General features: G+C 72.2%; 18 protein-coding genes. 11 read left to right on the forward strand and 7 right to left on the reverse strand.

Annotation, left to right across the window (positions count from 1 at the left end):
- Positions 1-111: 111 nt before the first annotated feature.
- Positions 112-594 carry a MarR family winged helix-turn-helix transcriptional regulator gene (locus OG521_06960; protein WUW20544.1) on the forward strand — a complete coding sequence of 161 codons (483 nt, stop codon included), beginning with the start codon at positions 112-114 and terminating at the stop codon, positions 592-594.
- On the opposite strand, the gene OG521_06965 is transcribed toward OG521_06960, so the two are convergent.
- Together OG521_06965 and OG521_06970 are read right to left on the reverse strand one after the other, a co-directional pair.
- Positions 558-1,241 carry a response regulator transcription factor gene (locus OG521_06965; protein ID WUW20545.1) on the reverse strand — a complete coding sequence of 228 codons (684 nt, stop codon included), beginning with the start codon at positions 1,239-1,241 and terminating at the stop codon, positions 558-560. The two genes, OG521_06960 and OG521_06965, sit on opposite strands and share 37 nt — an antisense overlap.
- Complete coding sequence (locus tag OG521_06970; protein ID WUW20546.1) at positions 1,238-2,386, reverse strand: sensor histidine kinase; 1,149 nt, start codon at positions 2,384-2,386, stop codon at positions 1,238-1,240. The genes OG521_06965 and OG521_06970 overlap by 4 nt, the downstream gene beginning before the upstream one ends.
- Positions 2,387-2,555: 169 nt before the next feature.
- Between OG521_06970 and OG521_06975 the strand changes: the two genes are divergently transcribed.
- Both OG521_06975 and OG521_06980 read left to right on the forward strand, forming a co-directional pair.
- Positions 2,556-3,539, forward strand: a complete 984-nt coding sequence (locus OG521_06975) for a carboxymuconolactone decarboxylase family protein (protein ID WUW20547.1) — start codon at positions 2,556-2,558, stop codon at positions 3,537-3,539.
- Positions 3,536-4,342 (forward strand): class I SAM-dependent methyltransferase, encoded by an 807-nt coding sequence (locus OG521_06980; GenBank protein ID WUW20548.1) that lies wholly within the window; start codon positions 3,536-3,538, stop codon positions 4,340-4,342. The genes OG521_06975 and OG521_06980 overlap by 4 nt, the downstream gene beginning before the upstream one ends.
- Positions 4,343-4,348: 6 nt before the next feature.
- Here OG521_06980 and OG521_06985 read toward each other — a convergent pair whose 3' ends face one another.
- Positions 4,349-5,782 (reverse strand): amidase, encoded by a 1,434-nt coding sequence (locus OG521_06985; GenBank protein ID WUW20549.1) that lies wholly within the window; start codon positions 5,780-5,782, stop codon positions 4,349-4,351.
- A 232-nt stretch (positions 5,783-6,014) separates the two neighbouring features.
- Here OG521_06985 and OG521_06990 point away from each other — a divergent pair, with 232 nt between their 5' ends.
- A complete protein-coding gene (locus OG521_06990) occupies positions 6,015-6,737 on the forward strand; it encodes a hypothetical protein (protein WUW20550.1) in 723 nt (240 codons plus the stop codon).
- An 84-nt stretch (positions 6,738-6,821) separates the two neighbouring features.
- Here the strand turns inward: OG521_06990 and OG521_06995 are convergent, their stop codons facing one another.
- Positions 6,822-7,184, reverse strand: a complete 363-nt coding sequence (locus tag OG521_06995) for a hypothetical protein (GenBank protein WUW20551.1) — start codon at positions 7,182-7,184, stop codon at positions 6,822-6,824.
- Positions 7,185-7,388: 204 nt separating this feature from the next.
- On the opposite strand from OG521_06995, the gene OG521_07000 reads away from it, so the two are divergent.
- On the forward strand, positions 7,389-8,162 hold the full coding sequence (locus tag OG521_07000; protein ID WUW20552.1) for a hypothetical protein: 774 nt from the start codon (positions 7,389-7,391) through the stop codon (positions 8,160-8,162).
- Here OG521_07000 and OG521_07005 read toward each other — a convergent pair.
- On the reverse strand, positions 8,125-9,675 hold the full coding sequence (locus tag OG521_07005; GenBank protein ID WUW20553.1) for an NCS1 family nucleobase:cation symporter-1: 1,551 nt from the start codon (positions 9,673-9,675) through the stop codon (positions 8,125-8,127). The genes OG521_07000 and OG521_07005 overlap by 38 nt on opposite strands.
- A gap of 81 nt (positions 9,676-9,756) precedes the next feature.
- Positions 9,757-10,758, reverse strand: coding sequence for a TIGR03842 family LLM class F420-dependent oxidoreductase (locus OG521_07010; GenBank protein ID WUW20554.1), 1,002 nt, complete (start codon positions 10,756-10,758; stop codon positions 9,757-9,759).
- Positions 10,759-11,415: 657 nt separating this feature from the next.
- Here OG521_07010 and OG521_07015 point away from each other — a divergent pair.
- The 6 genes from OG521_07015 to OG521_07040 are packed head-to-tail and all read left to right on the forward strand — an operon-like array spanning position 11,416 to position 16,586.
- Positions 11,416-12,771 carry a peptidoglycan-binding protein gene (locus OG521_07015; GenBank protein WUW20555.1) on the forward strand — a complete coding sequence of 452 codons (1,356 nt, stop codon included), beginning with the start codon at positions 11,416-11,418 and terminating at the stop codon, positions 12,769-12,771.
- Entirely contained in the window at positions 12,768-13,469 is a 702-nt protein-coding gene (locus OG521_07020) for an ABC transporter ATP-binding protein (GenBank protein ID WUW20556.1), read from the forward strand. Before OG521_07015 ends, OG521_07020 begins: the two co-directional genes overlap by 4 nt.
- Complete coding sequence (locus tag OG521_07025) at positions 13,466-14,710, forward strand: ABC transporter permease (GenBank protein ID WUW20557.1); 1,245 nt, start codon at positions 13,466-13,468, stop codon at positions 14,708-14,710. Before OG521_07020 ends, OG521_07025 begins: the two co-directional genes overlap by 4 nt.
- A 35-nt stretch (positions 14,711-14,745) precedes the next feature.
- The gene (locus OG521_07030; protein WUW20558.1) at positions 14,746-15,633 is read left to right on the forward strand and encodes a hypothetical protein; all 888 of its coding nucleotides are present in this window, start codon (positions 14,746-14,748) and stop codon (positions 15,631-15,633) included.
- Between the two features lie 36 nt (positions 15,634-15,669).
- Positions 15,670-16,101: a peptidase M23 gene (locus OG521_07035; protein ID WUW20559.1), complete on the forward strand. Its 432-nt coding sequence runs from the start codon at positions 15,670-15,672 to the stop codon at positions 16,099-16,101.
- A gap of 47 nt (positions 16,102-16,148) precedes the next feature.
- Positions 16,149-16,586: a hypothetical protein gene (locus OG521_07040; GenBank protein ID WUW20560.1), complete on the forward strand. Its 438-nt coding sequence runs from the start codon at positions 16,149-16,151 to the stop codon at positions 16,584-16,586.
- A gap of 108 nt (positions 16,587-16,694) precedes the next feature.
- Here the strand turns inward: OG521_07040 and hydA are convergent, their stop codons facing one another.
- Positions 16,695-18,095 carry a dihydropyrimidinase gene (hydA, locus tag OG521_07045; GenBank protein WUW20561.1) on the reverse strand — a complete coding sequence of 467 codons (1,401 nt, stop codon included), beginning with the start codon at positions 18,093-18,095 and terminating at the stop codon, positions 16,695-16,697.
- Positions 18,096-18,292: the final 197 nt, after the last annotated feature.

Here is an 18,292-nt window from a genome sequence, read left to right on the forward strand (position 1 = left end):
GCACTGGGGGCCGGGGCACGAGGGTGCGACTGCCGCCACCATCTGGTTTGCGGCACGTACTACTTTCAAAAGTAGTTTGCGCCACGTACCAAGTCAACTAGACTCGCCTCCATGACCACCGAACCCACCCCCGCGGGCCTCGCCGACGACCAGCCCCTCGACACGGTGGATGCCCTGGTGCAGCTGTCCTTCCTGGTCCAGCGCGTCCTGACCGCCGTGGGCGGCGAGCACGACCTGTCGGTCATCCAGATCCGGCTGCTGGGCATCCTGCGCGACCGGCAGGCCGGAATGCTCGAACTCGGCGGTCACCTCGGCCTGGACAAGTCCTCCATGACCGGGCTCGTCGCCCGCGCCGAGAAGCGCGGCCTGGTCAGGCGCTCCCCCTCCCCGCACGACGGCCGCGCCGTGCTGGTCTCGCTCACCCCTCTCGGTGCCGAGCTGACCGCCGGGGCCGCCGACGAGATCGGCCGCCGCGTCACCGCGCTCACCGCGCACCTGCCCCCCGGCGAGCGCGAGGTGCTCACCCGGCTCGCCGGCACGCTCGTCTCCGGATCGGCTCACCGCTCGCGCGGCGTGACGAGCCCCGACTCATAGGCGAAGACGACCAGTTGGGCCCGGTCCCGGGCACCGAGCTTGGTCATGGCGCGGCTGATGTGCGTCTTGGCGGTGAACGGGCTGATGACCATGTGCGCGGCGATCTCCTCGTTCGTCAGCCCGCGGGCCGCCAGCGCGCTGACCTCCCGCTCCCGGCGGGTCAGGGTCTCGAAGCCCGGCGCGGTCGCCCGGTCGGGCGGCCGGGCGACGAACTCGCCGATCAGACGGCGGGTGACGGCGGGCGAGAGCAGGGCGTCGCCGCGGGCCGCGACGTGGACGGCCCGCAGCAGTTCGGCGGGCTCGGTGTCCTTGAGCAGAAAGCCCGCGGCCCCGGCGCGCAGCGCGTCGAACACGTACTCGTCCAGACCGTAGTTGGTCAGGATCACCACATGGACCCCGCACAGCAGCGGGTCGGCGGCGATCGCCCGGGTGGCCTCGATGCCCGTCATCACCGGCATCTGTACGTCGACGAGGGCGACGTCCGGGGTGTGCAGCCGGGCCAGCTCCACGCCCTCGCGGCCGTCCGCGGCCTCGCCGACCACCTCGATGCCGTCCTCCGCGTCGAGCAGCGCCCGGAAGCCGGCCCGCATGAGGGCCTGGTCGTCGACGATGAGCACCCGGACCGGGGCGCCGTCCTCCTCGTTCACGCGGCGGATCCGGCGCTGTGCAGCGGCAGTTCGGCGTGGACGGAGAAGCCGCCGGCCGGACGCGGGGCGGCGGCCAGGGTGCCGCCGAGCGCGGTGACGCGCTCCCGCATACCGGTGAGGCCGGTGCCCGCGGTGACGGAGTCGCCCGGGGCGCAGGGGCCGTGGTCGTCGACGTGCACGGTCAGGGCGTCCGGCCCGTAGGCGAGCCGGACGGTGGTCGGGGCCCGGTCGGCGTGCCTGGCCACATTGGTGAGTGCCTCCTGCACGATGCGGTAAGCGGCATGGTCCACGGACACAGGGAGGGGCCTTTCCTCGCCGCTGACGGTGAGCGCGAGCGCGATGCCGGCGCTGCGGGCCCGTTCGGCGAGTTCACCGATCCGGTCGAGCCCGGTGCCGGGTTCGACGACGTCGGTGCGCAACACCTCCAGTGTGGCCCGCAGTTCACGCATCGCCTCGCCGCTCGCCTCCTGGATGGCAAGCAGGGCCGGCTCCACCTCGGTGCCGCGTTTGCGGGCGAGGTGGACGGCGACTCCCGCCTGGAGTTTGACGATCGAGATGGAGTGGGTGAGCGAGTCGTGCAGTTCGCGGGCGATCCGCAGCCGCTCCTCCCCCGCCCGGCGCAACGCGGCCTCGTCCCGGGTGCGTTCGGCGTCGACGGCCCGCTGCTCGGTCTGGCGCAGATAGGCCTGCCAGTTCTTGTCGATGAGCCCGGTGACCCCCGCGCACAGGAACCAGCCGAGCAGCAGCAGGGTCCGCTCCACGACGCCCTCGACGGCCGGCGAGGCGGTGACGAGGACGGCGAAGTAGCCGGTGAGGAAGAGGGCGCCCGCCGCGACGCCCCAGCCTCGGTGCCCGTTGCGGGCGGCCGCGTGCACGGCGGCCAGCACGGGGAACGCCGCCCAGCTGCCCGGGTGCGCGTGCAGCACGTAGCCGGACATGGCGAGCGTCGTGACGACGAGCACCGTACGGGGTGCCCGGCGATGCCCGGCAAGGGCCAGCGACCCGGTCGCGACGAGCACCAGGTCCAGTGCCCCGGGAGCCGAGGCCGCGCAGGCCGCGACGGTGACCGCCGCACCGATCGCGACCGCGAGTACCGCGTCCAGCGACCAGGTGCGGCGGCCGGTGTCCCCCGCGTCCCCCGTCATGTGCCGCACCCTAACTCCCGTACGACACCCGGGGCATCAGCCCTGGGGACCGGCCGGGCACTACTCCCCGGGCAGTAGTTCCGGGCCGCCGCGGGTCGGCCGGGACCGGCGGCGAATGCCTTCGCCGGTACGACGACCCGGGCCCGGTCCGCGGCCCAGCATCGTCACCATGACCGGACCTTTCCGCTACACCTCACCCGTACCTCCCAAGTCGGCGACCGGGGTGGTCGCCGACGTGTACGCCCAGATGGCCACCGACTTCGGGATCGAACGCGCCCCGACCTTCGTCGTCCTGTCCGCATCACCGCCGCTCCTCACCGCGGCCTGGTCCCTGCTGCGCGAGGCACTGCTGGCCGGGCAGGTGTCCCGTACGGACAAGGAGGTGGTGGCGGCCGGGGTGTCGCTCGCCAACCGCTGCCCGTTCTGCGTGGACGCGCACACCGTGCTGCTGCACGCCACCGGCGACCACCGGCTGGCGGAGACGATCGCCCGCGGCGAACAGCCGGCGGACCCCGGCCATCGCGCCCTGCTGGCCTGGGGAAAGGACATGAGCACGCCGCAGCCGTTCCCGCCGGCCGCCGCGCCCGAGCACATCGGAACCGCGCTGGCCTTCCACTTCATCAACCGCGTCGTGTCCTCGCTGCTGACCGAGAGCATGCTGCCCGGTGGTCTCCAGCGCCTTCGCTGCGTACGGAGTGCGGCGGGCCGCTCCCTGGCCCGGACCGTGCGCCGCGAGCTGGTGACGGGGCCGAGCCTGCCGCTGCTCGAAACGGAGGGCGAGCCGCCCGCCTGGGCGAGGGCCACCGCCGTCGGCACGGCCTACGGCGCGCTGCGCACCGCGGCGGAACTCGGAGCCGGGCTGCTGAGCGACGAGGACGCGGCGCTCGTACGGGAATCGGTGGCGGCCTGGGACGGCGTCACCCCGCTCCCCCTGCACGGAGCCGGTCTGCCGGACCGGACCGAGCGGCCGGGCGCCCGGCTCGCCCTGCTCGCGGCGCGCGCCCCGTACCGGATCACGGACGAGGACGTGGCCGCCTGGCTCGCACCGCCGTTCACCGACCACTGCCTGGTCCATCTGGTCGCGTTCGGCGCGATCTGCGCCATGGGGCGCGTCGAGGCCACGCTCACCCTGGAGACGAAGGAGCACGCATGACGGTCGCCGAAGCCTGGAACGGACCGCTCGGGCAGCACTGGGCCGCTCATCCGGACCGCTACAACGCCATGCTGGACGGGTTCGACGAGGCGCTGTTCGACGCGGCGTCGGTCAGCGCCGGGGAGCAGGTGGCCGACATCGGCTGCGGGAGCGGGCTCACGACCCGGGGTGCCGCGCTGCGTGCGGCGGCCGGCCGGGTCACCGGGGTCGACATCTCGGAGCCGCTCCTCGCCAGGGCCCGCGAACTCACCCCGGGCGAACGCTTCCCGCACGTCACCTACCGGCTGGCCGACGCGCAGACCTGCGCGTTCGAGCCCGGCGGGTACGACCTGGTGATCAGCCGGGGCGGGGTGATGTTCTTCGCCGACCCCGTCGCCGCGTTCACGAACCTCGCGGGAGCGCTGCGGCCGGGCGGCCGGCTGGCGTTCATCTGTCCGCAGCCCGCGCGGCCGGACGGGGAGGAGCGCAAGGCGCTGGGACTGCTGGCCTCGCTGCTGGGCCGGGATCACACCACCGAGCACGCGGTGGCCACGGCGATGGCCTCGCTCTCGGAGCCCGAGCGCATCCACGAGGTCCTGGGCGCGGCGGGTTTCACGGGCATCGGGGTGACGGGCGTGAGCGCCGCCACCTGCTGGGGGAAGGACGCGGCGGACGCGGTCGGGTTCTTCGTCTCCCGCACGCCCGGCCTCGCCGTCTCCGACGCCACGCGGGCCGCGATGACCGACGCCCTGCTGCCCCACGAGTCGCCGCGCGGGGTGCTGCTGCGGGCGGGGGTGTGGGTGGTGACCGCGCACACCCCGTAGCCACCCCTAAGGTGCGGCCGGCGGGCGGTGCTCGTACCACCGCCGGTCGGCCTCCAGCTGGGCGGCCAGTGAGATGAGCCGCTCCTCGCTGCGGGAGGGGCCGAGCAGCTGGGCCCCGACGGGGAGGCCGTCGCGGGTGAAGCCCGCGGGGACGTTGATGCCGGGCCAGCCCAGGACGTTCCACGGCCAGGCGTACGGGCAGGCCTCGGTGATCGCCACATCGGTGCGCCAGGCGCTCAGCCCGTCGAACCGGCCGATCCGGGGCGGCGGCAGGGCGGTCGTCGGGGTGAGCAGCACGTCGAATCCCTGGCCTGACCGGCCTCGGGAGGGGTGGAACAGGGCGCCGATCCGCCGGTGCTGGCGCACCTCCCGCTCGCGGGCCGCCCGCACCACCCGGCCGCCGAGCCGGGTGCCGGTGCGCAGGGCGCTGCGGGTGCGGGGGTCCAGCAGCGCCGGTTCGGGGTGCCGGGCGGCGAGTTCGGCGATGCCGGCGGTGGCACGGGGCACGAAGCCGAGGCCGATCAGCCCGTAGCGGGGCCGGGCCTCCTCGACGTGGTGGCCGAGCCGGGCCAGCGCCTCGGCGATCTCGGTGACGGCGCGGCGGACCTCGGGGTGGGGTGCCGTGCCGGTGAGGGTGAGCGGGGGACGCCAGGCCAGCGCGATGCGCAGCCTGCCGGGGTCGCGGCGGGCGGCCGCCGAGGCCTCGACGGGCGGCGGGCGGTGCGGGTCGTCGGGGTGCGCTCCGGCCACGGCGTCCAGCAGCAGGGCCGCGTCCGCGACGGTCCTGGCCAGCGGGCCGTTGACGGTGAGCCCCTGGAAGGCGTCGCGGTGCGGGTGGACGGAGATGCGGCCGCGCTGCGGCTTGATGCCGACGAGGTGGGTCCAGGCTGCGGGGATGCGGACGGACCCGGCGCCGTCGGAGCCGAGCGCGGCGGGGACCAGCCCGGCCGCGACGGCGGCGGCCGAACCGCCGGACGAGCCGCCCGGGGTGTGGCCGGTGTGCCAGGGGTTGCGGGTGGCGCCGAAGGCGGTGCCCTCGGTGAACGGCCACTGTCCCAGTTCGCAGGAGTTGGTCTTCCCGACGATGACCGCTCCGGCAGCGCGCAGCCGTCGGACGGCCTCGCTGTCGGCGGTCGCCGGGGGCAGCTCCCCCGCGCAGCCGAAGTAGGTGGGCATCCCGGCGACGTCGGTGTCGTCCTTGACCGCGACGGGCACGCCGAGCAAGGGCAGCCGCTCCCCCGCTTCGAGCCGCCGGTCGGCCTCGGCGGCTTCGGCCAGCGCGGCGTCGGCGCGCAGGTGCCGGAAGGCGTTGAGGGTGCCCTGGCTCGCCTCGATCCGGGCGAGGGCCTCGGTGACGAGCCGGGTGGCGGTGGTGCGGCAGTCCGCGAGGGCCCGCGCGCTGTCGGCCAGCCCGGCCGGGGCATCGATGCCGCTGCCCACGGAATCCGCCGAATCCGCCGAATCCGTTGAGTCCGTCGAGTCCGTTGAGAACACAGGCTGCCGCCTCCCTCGTACCGTCAGGTGCGTGCACCTGTCCGCCCGACGAACTTACTGGAGGGTAACGAGTCGGGGGTCCCCACTCAACCGTTTCCGGGGCGGTGTCAGTGCCGCTTGCTACGTTCGCGGGCGGATGTGGACCGGAGCGGACGGCGGCGGAATGACGAAAACACTGGTGGGACGTGCGCGAGCGGAGTTCGAGGGCGAGTTCGAGACACATCTGACGGTACGGACCGCCCCCGGGACGACCGCGGGCGCCGGGCGCGCCGCGGGTGAGGCGAGTGACTCGGGCGACTCGGGCGACTCGGAGGAGTTCGCCCGGCTGGAAAGCTGGGCCCTGGAGCACGGTCTGAAGCTCACCCGCATCCTGCTGGACCGCGGCGCCACCCCGGACCAGCCGATGCTGACCGAGCGGGGCCGGGGTTCGCTCACCGACCTGCGTGCCGCGGCGGGTCTGCGGTCGGCTGCGCTGCGGGCGGCGGGCTTCTCCGTCGTCCGGGTGAAGATCGAGGCCGCCCCGTGGAACGCCGGAGTGCCGCGGACACCCGCCGAGGCCGCGGTGCTTCCCTCCGTCTGCCACTTCGAGCACCACGTCAAGCTCCTGCTCCACGGTGAGCCTGAGGTCGCCCTCGCCCGGGACATCGCCGTACGCCACGACGCGCACCTGTCCCGCAACGCCCGCCGCACCACGGGCCGCGGCCGCCACGAACGGTTCGTCACCCAGCGCTGCCGCGGGGTCGGGCGCCCCGGTGCGCGCGCCAGACTGGACGCACTGCTGGCCGCGTTGGGGGCTGCCGGGCTCGATGTGCTGGAGTGCGAGGAGGAGTTCGTGGTGTACGACGACCGTCCGGCGGTGGACGCGGGCTGGATCGAGGAACGCTCCCGGCCGGTCGCCTGACCGGCACCGGCGTGCCTGGAGCCCGTCCCCCGCCTGTGCGGTGCCGCTCACGCGCGGGCGGCACCGCTACAGGCGTACCGCCGGCTACGGCTGGACCGTGATCTCACCGATTCCGGTACCGAGCCCGGCGCAGTGCGCGGTCGACTGGCCGGACTGGCCCGGGTTCAGCGTGACGTGCTCGCCGTCCACGTCCGGGGACCAGCCGCAGACCAGGTGCACCCAGAAGGTCTGCGTCGCGGAGCCGTTGTTCCGGCAGAGCGCGTAGCCCGTGTAGTCGTCGATGGCGTGCTTGCCCGTCTCGCAGGACAGGCCCGGCGGGGTCGCCGCCGGTGCGGCCGCCGAGGCGGCCGTGGCCAGTCCGGTGGACACCGCGAGTGCCGCGGTCAGCCCCGCGACGGCGGTGCCGCGCAGAACGGCCCGGGACAGACTCCGCATGGACTTCTTCATGTTTCCCTCTCGGTCGTGACGAACTCGGTGCCTGGCAACCGCCCCCCGGCCCTCTTAACCGAAAACGCCTCAAGACGTCACGCTGTGCACACACCGGGAGGGCGGCGGAGGGCGCCGCCGGGCGGCCGTCCCTCGCCCGGCGTACGCTCGAACGACCGGATCGCGGACCCGAACAGTCCCGCCACGACCCTTCGAGGAGGCGACGTGACCGGTCCACACCTAGGCACACGCCCGGCCGCATGGGCCGCGGCGCTCGTGCTCTCCGTCACCGGCAGCGGCATCATCGGCAGCGGCGTGGCCCACGCGGAGGACATCGACACCCTCACCGCCCAGCAGATCGCCGACCGCTCCCGCGACGCCCTGCTCAGCGCCCACTCGATGCACCTGAGCACGAGCGGGGACCTGGGCCGGGGCAGCACCCCCATGTCCCTGGAACTCACCCTCGACCGGGACGGCAACTGCAACGGGTCGGTGGACCTGGGCGACAGCCAGGGGTCGGCGCTGATCGTGAAGCGCGGGGACGACATCTGGATCAAGCCGGACGCGGCCTTCTGGAAGAACCAGGTGCCCAACGGCGGGTCGGCCTTCGCCGCGATCGTGGGCGACCGCTACCTGAAGGGCTCGGCCGACGATCCCCGGCTGAGCGCCCTGACGAAGACCTGCGACCTCAACACCTTCCAGAAACTCGTCAGCGACAACGCGAACAACGACACCGGGACACTCAACAAGGGCGAGACGACCACGCTCGGCAAGACGTCCGTCGTCCCGCTGACCAGGATGCGGGACAACACGACGCTGGTGCTGGACGTGGCGGCCACCGGCAAGCCCTATCCGCTGCGGCTCACCATCGAGGGCAACGGCGCGGACGCGGTCGTGGGCTTCTCCGCCTTCGACCGGCCGGTGCCCAGGACCACGCCGTCGCCGGCCGACTCGTTCGACGTCAGCGCGCTGCTGGGCCGCTCGACGAGCCCGGTGTGACGTTCTCCCTCCCGGTGAGCAGTACGTACAGCACCAGCGAGGAGGCCAGCCCGACCGCCCAGCCGTAGTCGGCGAGTGGCTTCAGGAACGGGATCAGGCCGTCCGCCGGGAACGGCCCCTTTCCGGGCTCCGAGTGCGAGCCGCCGACCGCCAGGACGCCGCCGACGGCGAAGGCGGTGACGGCCCGCCAGTTCCAGCCGTTGGTGTACCAGTAGCGGCCGCCGGGCCGGTACAGGTCGGCGAGGTCCAGGACGGTGCGCCGAACGATCCAGTAGTCGGCGATCAGGATGCCCGCGACCGTGCCGAGCAGACCGCCGACGAGGCCGAGCCAGGTGAAGATGTACAGCTCGGGCGTCTCGGTGAGCTTCCACGGCATGATGACGACTCCGACGACGCCCGTGACCAGCGCGCCCGTACGGAAGTTGACGAGCTTCGGCGCGAGGTTCGCCAGGTCGTACGCGGGAGAGACGACGTTGGCCGCGATGTTCACGGAGATGGTCGCGACCAGCACGGTCACCAGGGCGTACAGCAGCCCGAACACGTTGTCGGTCCTGGCGACGAGCTGGACCGGGTCCCAGATCGCCTCGCCGTACACGGCCTGCGAGCCGGAGGTGACCAGGACCGAGAGCAGCGCGAAGAGCGTCATCGTGGTGGGGAGTCCGAGCGACTGGCCGCGGATCTGGGCACGTTGGCCGGCTCCGAAGCGGGTGAAGTCGGGGATGTTCAGGGAGAGCGTGGCCCAGAAGGCGATCATGCCCATCAGGGAGGGGAAGAAGACCGGCCAGAACTCCTTGCCCCAGCCGAGCTTCGATGGCTGGTCCAGCAGCGGGCCGAAGCCGCCCGCCTTGACGGCGACCCAGACCAGCAGCACCAGCGCGCCGACGATGACGAACGGGGCCGCCCAGTTCTCGAACCGGCGCAGGGTGTCCATCCCCCGGTAGATGATGGCGAGTTCGAGGGCCCAGAACAGGATGAAGCAGACCCAGAGCGTCCACGGCTGCCCGCCGATCTCGTCGGCGTTCGCCCAGCCGCCGAAGATCTTCCCGAGCAGGGTGAAGATGCCGACGCCGCCGATCCAGGTCTGGATGCCGAACCAGGCGCACGCCACCGCGGCACGGATCAGGGCCGGCAGGTTGGCGCCGCGCAGCCCGAACGAGGCGCGGGCAAGCACCGGGAAGGGGATGCCGTACTTGGGCCCGGCGTGCCCCGTCAGCAGCATGGGGCCGAGCACGATCAGGTTGGCGAGCGCGATGGTGAAGACCGCCTGCTTCCAGTCCATGCCGAGGGCGACGAGGCCGGAGGCGAGGAGCCAGGACGGGATGTTGTGGGCCATGCCGACCCAGAGGGCGGCGAAGTTGTACGTGGTCCAGTCGCGCCGTTCCAGGGGGACGGGCAGCAGGTCCTCGTTGACGAACCGGTTGTCGTCGGGCGCTGCACCGGCGGCGAGTTCGACGCGGTCGGGGGCCGCGGGTATCCGGTCCCTGGGTGGTGGTGGCGGTGCGGTCGATGTCATGGCGGCTGGACCCTTCGCTCGGGGACGGTGCCGTGCGGGGCGGGGCGCGGGGTATTGCGTACGACCGGAGTGACGCGGCGGTCAGTCGGACAGGGCCGGGATGATCTCGGTCCCGTAGGCGTCGATGGTCGCCTCGCGGGCGTCGTGCATGTTGTACACGGCGAACTGGTCGACGCCCAGGTCCCGCAGGGCCTTGAGCTTCTCGATGTGTGCCGAGGGCGGGCCCAGCAGGCAGAACCGGTCGACGATCTCGTCGGGCACGAAGGTGGTGTCGGGGTTCCCGGCGCGGCCGTGGTGGCTGTAGTCGTACCCCGAGCGTCCGGCGATGTACGCGGTGAGGGCCTCGGGGACGAGACCCGAGTGCTCGCCGTACCGGGCGACCAGGTCGGCGACGTGGTTGCCGACCATGCCGCCGAACCAGCGGCACTGCTCGCGGGCGTGGTCGAGGTCGTCGCCGACGTAGGCGGGTGCGGCGACGCAGATGGTCACGGAGTCCGGGTCCCGTCCGGCCTCGGCCGCCGCGTCCCGTACCGCCTTGATCATCCATTCGGTGAGGAACGGGTCGGCGAGCTGGAGGATGAATCCGTCGGCCTTCTGCCCGGCGAGCGCCAGTGCCTTGGGGCCGTACGCGGCCATCCAGACGGGCAGCCGGCCGTCCTTGACCCAGGGGATCTGCACCGGCTGCCCACCGACGTCGGCCTCGCGCCCCTCGGCGAGGTCGCGGATGACGTCGATGGCCTCGCCCAGCCTCGCCAGGGTGTTGGGGCTGCGTCCGGCGACGCGCATCGCGGAGTCGCCGCGGCCGATGCCGCATACCGTCCGGTTGCCGTACATGTCGTTGAGGGTGGCGAAGGTGGAGGCGGTCACCTCCCAGGTGCGGGTCCCCGGATTCGTCACCATCGGCCCCACGACGAGGCGATCGGTGTGTTCGAGGATGCGGCTGTAGATGACGAACGGCTCCTGCCAGAGCACAGCCGAGTCGAAGGTCCAGCCGTAGCGGAAGCCGTTGCGCTCGGCACGGCGCATCAGGCCGACGACGGCCGAGGCCGGCGGGTCCGTCTGGAGGACGAGTCCGAAGTCCATGCCGGGTGCTCCTAGTCCACGTGCTGACAGGTGGCGGTCTTAAGAGCCTCGGGCGCGCTCGGGTGAGACACGCGGGCAGAGGCTCTGGGCGTTGCCTCGAACGATGGGCTCCGGCAGATCCTTCCACAGGAGGCGGCACCGGACCGTGCACCGACGCCGCCGGGAACGCGCGTCGCGGAGGGATGATTCTGGACCTGTTCACGGGCTTTGGGAAGAGGTCCTCTACGCGCGTCCACTGATCGCGTGTCAGCAGGCCGGCACGGCACGGCCGCGTGGCCGCGGACCCGGCCGGCCCGTCCGCCCCGGTCCCCCACGGCGCGCCGCGATGACCTGACGGAGGAGGCCGCGCTCTCCGACATCGAGGTGGTGATCAGCCTGGTCCCGGACGACCCGCCGGGCGCCGGCCGGGCGGGCAGCGAGGCCGGTCCCCCATCCTTGACACCTCGTCAACCCGTCTTATGCCATCGGTCATCCACACCCGCACAGCGAGTGGTGGAACCTCGGATTAATGGTGACCATATCGACACCCCGTCACGCTCCGGTGAAGGCGTGCCCAGGAATTCTCCTTGACAACCTCTCGAGCCGAGTGATCGACTCCGTCCCGGACATGACTGGGGACGTGACCAACTCCGTTCCACAGCAGTGGCATTGGGGGGAATGATGTCCAGTACCGGGGAACGGACCGGGCTGTCCCGGCGCAAACGTGCCGTGGCCGCGGTGGCGGCGGGCGCTGTGGTGCTCTCGGGTGCCGCCGTGTGGACTTCGGCCTTCGTCAAGTCGCCCGCCCAGGCGGCCGCCGACGCCGGACCGCCGGCCCCCGATGTGCTCACGGCGCCGGTCGAGCGGCGTGTCCTGGCCGACACCGTCGTCACCCGCGGTACCGTCTCCGCCTCGCAGACGGTCGAACTCGCCCCGGCCGGCGCCACCGTGGACGGGTCGGCCGCACCCGTCGTCACCAAGGTGATGGTCCGCTCCGGTCAGACGTTCGCGGCGGGCCGGGTCCTCCTGGAGGTCTCCGGCCGGCCGGTCTTCGCGCTGCCCGGCGCCCTCCCCGTCTACCGCGACCTCAAGCCCGGCAGCCACGGCGACGACGTACGCCAGCTCCAGCAGGCCCTCAAGTCCGTGGGCCACTCCACCGGATCCGACCCGTCCGGCACCTACGGCACCGGCACCAAGCAGGCCGTCGCCGCGCTCTACGCCGCCATCGGCTACGAGCCCGTTCCGGCCTCGGGCATGGCCGAGGGCTCGGAAGGCGACCCGGTCGCCGCTGCCCGGGACGGTGTGAAGCAGGCCCAGCGTCAGCTCGACGGGCTGCTGCGGACCGAGCCCGGGAAGAAGCAGGACGCCACGGCGGTCCGCTACGCCCGCGAGGATCTGGCCGAGGCGCGGACGCACCTCGCCCAGGCCGAGGCGAAGTCGGGCCCGATGGTCCCCGCGTCCGAGGTGGTCTTCCTCTCCGGCTTCCCGGCCCGTGTCGACTCCTTGACCGCCAAGGTCGGCGGCGAGGCCGGCGAGAAGCTCGCGACCGTCTCCGCCGGGCGGCTGGTGGTCAAGGGGTCGCTGGGCGCCCAGGAGAAGGACCTGATCCGTCCCGGCCAGAAGGTCGAGTTGCTGTCCGAGGTCTACAGCGAAAAGGTGACCGCCACGGTCACCTCGGTGGCCGACGCCCCCACCGCCGCCGAGGGCGGCGACCAGGGCGAGGCCGCGGACAGCCAGGGTTACGCCGTCGTCGTCAAGCCCGACACCCCGCTCCCCGCCCGGCTCGCCGGGCAGGACGTCCGTCTGACGATCGAGGCCGCCACCTCGGGCAAGAAGGTGCTCGTCGTCCCGGTGTCCGCCCTCTCCGCCGGGGCCGACTCCCGCACCAGCGTCACCGTCCTGGGCGCTTCCGGAGAACGGCACCGCGTCGAAGTCCGGGCCGGCACCTCCGGGGACGGCTACACCGAGGTCGTTCCCGCCGGGGGCGCTCGGCTCTCTGCGGGCGACAAGGTCGTCGTGGGCGTCGCACGGTGAGCGACACCCAGGTCGCACCCCCCGTCGTCGAGTTCCGGGGCGTCGGCCTCACCTACCCCGGGCCACCGCAGGTGCGGGCGCTGCGGGAGTGCGAACTCGCCGTCCACCGGGGCGAGTACGTCACGGTCGTCGGCCCTTCCGGCTCCGGCAAGTCGACCTTCCTCAACATCGCGGGGCTGCTCGACGCGCCCACCGAGGGCCGCTACCTCCTGGACGGGACCGACACCGCAGCCCTCGGCGACGCCGACCGCACCTGGCTGCGCGGGCGACGGATCGGGTTCGTCTTCCAGAGCTTCCACCTGCTGCCGCACCGCTCCGCGGTGGAGAACGTGATGCTGGCCATGGTCTACAACTCCGCCGAGCGCCGCGGCCGCGCCGGCCGGGCCCGCGAGGCGCTGGAGCGTGTCGGCCTCGGCCACCGCGCCGACGCACTGCCCAGCAGGCTGTCCGGAGGTGAACAGCAGCGTGTCGCCGTCGCCCGCGCGCTGGTCGCCCGGCCCTCGCTGCTGCTGTGCGACGAACCGACCGGCAACCTCGACACCGCGACCGCGGAGTCGATTCTGCGTCTCCTGGACGAGCTGCACCGCGACGGCATGACCCTCCTCGTGATCACGCACGACCCGGATGTCGCGGCGCGCGGCCAGCGCACCGTCACGATCCGGGACGGCGTGCTCAGAGAACAGGTGGTGGCCGCGTGAGGCTGCGTCCACCCAGGGCGCCACGAGGCGAGCGGTCCCACCTGAGCCGGCGCGACCTGCTGTCCGAGTGCGCCGCCGGCATCCTGCAACGCCCCGCGCGCTCCGCGCTCACCGCGCTCGGCACCGTCCTCGGCGTCGGCACCTTCGTCGTGGTCCTCGGCCTCACGGCCACCACGTCCTCGCAGATCGACTCCCGTTTCAATGAGCTGACCGCCACCCAGGTGACCGTCGAGGACACCGGCGGCGAGCAGCCCGAGTACCTGGCGAACGCCTTCCCGGCCGACGCGGACCGTCGCATCGAGGCGCTCAACGGCGTGCGGAACGCGGGCGTGTACTGGCCGGTGCGGCTGACAGCGGAGGAACTCGTGTCGGCCGCGCCGCCCGGGACCGGTGACGAGGGAGAGCGGACCGAGGTGGTCGCAGCCTCCCCCGGGGTCCTCGAAGCGGCCGGGCCCGACCTGGAGCAGGGGCGGGTCTTCGACGCCTACCACGACCGGCGGGGCGAGAACGTGGCGGTGATCGGCTCGGGGCTGGCCGCGCGGCTGGGCATCACCACCCTGGAGACCGCGCCGGCGGTCTTCGTGGGCGACCATGCCTTCACCGTCATCGGCATCGTCGCCGACGTCGAACGGAAGGCCGACCTGCTGCTGTCGGTCGTGGTGCCGCGGACCACCGCCGAGCGGATCTGGGGCGGCCCGGACAGCGGTGCGCGGGCGCAGATGCTCATCGCGACCGACCTGGGGGCGGCCCGGCAGATCGCCTCCGAGGCGCCCCTGGCTCTCGACCCGGCACACCTCGAGTACTTCAAGGCGGTACCACCGCCGGATCCGCGGGGCCTGCGCGGCAGCGTCACCTCCGACCTGGACGAACTGTTCATGCTGCTGGCCGGCATCTGCCTGGTGATCGGCGCGGTCGGTATCGCCAACACCACTCTGGTCGCGGTCCTGGAGCGCACCGGCGAGATCGGACTGCGCCGCGCCCTGGGCGCCCGGGGCCGCCACATCACCCTCCAGTTCCTGGCCGAGTCGGGCGCTCTGGGCGCGCTCGGCGGTCTCGTCGGCACCAGCATCGGCACGGTCACCGTCGTCGCCATGGCGGTCGTCCGCGACTGGACCCCCGTCATCCACCCGGCGACCGTCGTGGCCGCCCCCGCGATCGGCCTGGTCACCGGGGTACTCGCGGGGCTCTACCCCGCCTGGCGGGCCAGCCGCATCCAGCCCGCAGAGGCCCTGCGCCGCTGATCCGCCCCACCCCTCCATGCCTGCAAGGAAGAGCTGTGCGAAAAAAGACGACGACGGCGGCAGTGGCCGCCCTGCTCACCGGTGCCCTGCTCCTCACGGGGTGCGGCGGCGACTCCGACGACAAGGCCGGGCCCCCGCGGCCGGACAACTCGATCGCGCCCGCGTCGTCCAGCCTCACCACGGATCTGGCCCTGCCCGTGGAGGCGTACATCTTCTCGGAGTCCGAGATCGCCCAGCTGACCCGGGCCATGAGCAGCCTCGCCGTGACCTGCATGAAGGAGGCCGGCTTCGTCTACCGGCCCGACGACAGCCAGTCCCCGGACATCGGTGTCATGGACCGCCGCTACGGCATCGCCAACAGCCACACCGCGCAGGCCTACGGCTACCACTTCCCGGCCCCGCCCGTGGGGCGGAACAGCGCCGTCAAGGCGCTGAGCGAGGCGGCCCGCGTCACCTTGTCCGGCGAGTCCCTCGCGGACGGCACGCTCGATCCCGAGGGCGGCTGCATCGGCAAGGCCAAGAAGCGGCTGGCGGGCGGGGCCGACGCGTTCGGTCCCGACGAGGTGGCCCGCACGCTCAACATGAGCAGCTACGCCCGCAGCGAGAAGGACCCCCGGGTCCTCGCCGCCTTCCGTACCTGGTCGTCGTGCATGACGGCCAAGGGCTACCGCTACGACTCGCCGATGGACGCCATCGACGACCAGGCCTTCGCCGGCAAGAAGGCGGACCAGAAGGAGATTTCGACGGCCCGAGCGGACGTCGAATGCAAGAAGAAGACCGGGCTGGTCCGCGCGTGGTTCGACGTGGAGTCCGAGTTGCAGCGCACGGAGATCGAGAAGGATCCCGAGACCTTCGCCCGGATCGAGCGGCAGAAGACCGAGCAGCTCAAGCGCGCCGCGGTCGAACTCGGCCAGTCCGGCTGACAACACCCATCGGCATCACCGTTCAAGGAGAACATCATGCGTACCCGTAACTCCGCCGTGGCCGCCGCCCTGGCCGCCGCCGGCACCCTCGCCATGCTCGTCACCGCCGCGCCCGCACAGGCCGACAGCATCCCCGACAGCCTCTGCGGCGGCGTCATCGATGTCGACTACTGCCTCTGGTACAACTCCAACCAGAAGGGCGGCTGGACCGCCACCTACGAGAACATCGCCAACTGGGGTAACGACGGCGGTTATCCGTGGAACTTCTCGAACGGCGGCCAGGGCACGAACGGCGTGAACACCCCCGTGAAGAACAACGCCGCGTCCTACGCGAACAGCCACGACAGCAAGACCGGCGTCTCGTACTTCAACTCCAACTACGCCGGCGCCTCCGACGTGGCCCCGCCCCGCGACAAGGGCAACCTCGTCAACACCTACAACAACAACGCGTCCTTCCGCTGGCGCTGACCACTCAGGGTCCCTTGTTCGCCCGACCACCCAAGGAGAAGAACCTCATGCGTACCCGTAACTCCGCCGTGGCCGCCGCCCTGGCCGCCGCCGGCACCCTCGCCATGCTCGTCACCGCCGCGCCCGCACAGGCCGACAGCATCCCCGACAGCCTCTGCGGCGGCGTCATCGACAGCCACTACTGCCTCTGGTACAACTCCAACCAGAAGGGCGGCTGGACCGCCACGGTCTCGAACGTCGCCAACTGGGACAACTACGGTGGCACCGGCTACCCGATGAACTTCTCGGACGGCGGCCAGGGCACCAACGGCGTCGGCACACACGTGAAGAACAACGCCGCGTCCTACGCCAACAGCGACACCAGCAGGACCGGCGTCTCGTACTTCAACTCCAACTACGCCGGCGCCTCCGACGTGGCCCCGCCCCGCGACAAGGGCAACCTCGTCAACACCTACAACAACAACGCGTCCTTCCGCTGGCGCTGACCGGGTGACCCGCCGGGTCCCTCTCCTCTCCGGTCATTTCCGGAGAGGAGAGGGACCCGGCCTCGTCCCCTCAGGAACCAAGGCGAACTGCCGGCCGGCGACTGCGGTTCAGTTCGCGTACTGGCACATGCCCCGTGCCAGATACGCCCCGTGCCCCGCCTTCCCCACGTACGCCCGGTTGTCGATCACCGGCACCCCGCGCGACAGCACGGTCTCGACCCGCCCGGTGACGCGCTTGCCCTCGTACGCCGAGTAGTCGACGTTCATGTGGTGGGTCTCGGCGGAGATGGTCTGTTCGGCCGCAGGATCGTAGATGACGATGTCGGCGTCGGCCCCGGGGGCGATGGTGCCCTTCTTCGGGTAGAGGCCGAACATCCGGGCCGGGGAGGCACACGCGATCTCGATCCAGCGGCGGCGCGAGATGTGGCCGTCGACGACCGCCTGGTGCAGCAGGTCCATCCGGTTCTCGACGCCCGGCATGCCGTTGGGGATCTTCGAGAAGTCGCCGCGGCCCATCTCCTTCTGGCCGGAGAAGCAGAACGGGCAGTGGTCGGTGGAGACGACCTGGAGCTCGTTGTTCCGCAGGCCCCGCCAGAGCGCTTCCTGATGCTCCTTGGGCCTCAGGGGTGTGGAGCACACGTACTTGGCGCCCTCGAAGTCCGGCTCGGCGAGGTTGTCGGTGGAGAGGAAGAGGTACTGCGGGCAGGTCTCGCCGAAGACGGGCAGCCCCTTGTGCCGGGCCGCGGCGATCTCGGCGACGGCCTCGTCGGCGGAGACGTGCACGATGTACAGCGGGGCACCGGCGACGCGGGCGAGCTGGATCGCGCGGTGCGTGGCCTCGGCCTCCAGCGCCACCTTGCGCACGTCCCCGTGGTAGCGCGGATCGGTGCGGCCCTGGGCGAGCGCCTGCTCGACGAGGACGTCGATGGCGATGCCGTTCTCCGCGTGCATCATCATCAGGCCACCGTTGGACTCGGCCCGCTGCATGGCGCGCAGGATCTGCCCGTCGTCGCTGTAGAAGACGCCCGGGTAGGCCATGAACAGCTTGAAGGACGTGACGCCCTCCGCGACCAGCAGGTCCATCTCCTTGAGCGACGACTCGTTCACGTCCGCGAGGATCATGTGGAACGCGTAGTCGATGGCGCAGTTGCCGTCCGCCTTGGCGTACCAGGCGTCCAGTCCCTCGCGCAGCGAGCGGCCGACGGACTGGACGGCGAAGTCCACGATGGTGGTGGTGCCGCCCCAGGCCGCGGCCCGGGTGCCCGTCTCGAAGGTGTCCGCTGCGAACGTGCCGCCGAACGGCATCTCCATGTGGGTGTGCGCGTCGACACCGCCCGGGATGACGTACTTCCCGGTGGCGTCGATGGTCCGCTCGGCGGTCCAGCCCGCCGCGGCGTCGGTACCGTGTGCGGCGAGTGCGGCGATGCGCCCGCCCTCGACGAGCACGTCTGCGTGGATCTCGTCGGACGCGGTGATGACGAGGCCGCCGTGGATGACGGTGCGGTTCATGTACCCCTCCTCACTGTGGCGGAATGGGTCTACGCACGTAGACAAGGTGCGTGATGAAGAACGTAGAAGTGGGATACCCACTGTGGCAATACCGCTGCCGCTAACCGCTGAAGACGTTTGTGTTTCACCCGTCCGGCACTCAACCGGCCCAGCGCGGCGAGCCCTTGCGGGGGAACCCGCCGGACGGGAGGCGGCGG

Source organism: Streptomyces sp. NBC_01463 (assembly GCA_036227345.1).
Classification (GTDB): domain Bacteria; phylum Actinomycetota; class Actinomycetes; order Streptomycetales; family Streptomycetaceae; genus Streptomyces.

Excerpts from the sequence above, each read along its gene's own strand:
- OG521_06960 (WUW20544.1), top strand. The coding sequence starts at position 112 with ATGACCACCGAACCCACCCCCGCGGGCCTCGCCGACGACCAGCCCCTC.
- OG521_06970 (WUW20546.1), bottom strand. The coding sequence starts at position 2,386 with ATGACGGGGGACGCGGGGGACACCGGCCGCCGCACCTGGTCGCTGGAC.
- OG521_06975 (WUW20547.1), top strand. The coding sequence starts at position 2,556 with ATGACCGGACCTTTCCGCTACACCTCACCCGTACCTCCCAAGTCGGCG.
- OG521_06980 (WUW20548.1), top strand. The coding sequence starts at position 3,536 with ATGACGGTCGCCGAAGCCTGGAACGGACCGCTCGGGCAGCACTGGGCC.
- OG521_06995 (WUW20551.1), bottom strand. The coding sequence starts at position 7,184 with ATGAAGAAGTCCATGCGGAGTCTGTCCCGGGCCGTTCTGCGCGGCACC.
- OG521_07005 (WUW20553.1), bottom strand. The coding sequence starts at position 9,675 with ATGACATCGACCGCACCGCCACCACCACCCAGGGACCGGATACCCGCG.
- OG521_07010 (WUW20554.1), bottom strand. The coding sequence starts at position 10,758 with ATGGACTTCGGACTCGTCCTCCAGACGGACCCGCCGGCCTCGGCCGTC.
- OG521_07015 (WUW20555.1), top strand. The coding sequence starts at position 11,416 with ATGATGTCCAGTACCGGGGAACGGACCGGGCTGTCCCGGCGCAAACGT.
- OG521_07035 (WUW20559.1), top strand. The coding sequence starts at position 15,670 with ATGCGTACCCGTAACTCCGCCGTGGCCGCCGCCCTGGCCGCCGCCGGC.
- OG521_07040 (WUW20560.1), top strand. The coding sequence starts at position 16,149 with ATGCGTACCCGTAACTCCGCCGTGGCCGCCGCCCTGGCCGCCGCCGGC.
- hydA (WUW20561.1), bottom strand. The coding sequence starts at position 18,095 with ATGAACCGCACCGTCATCCACGGCGGCCTCGTCATCACCGCGTCCGAC.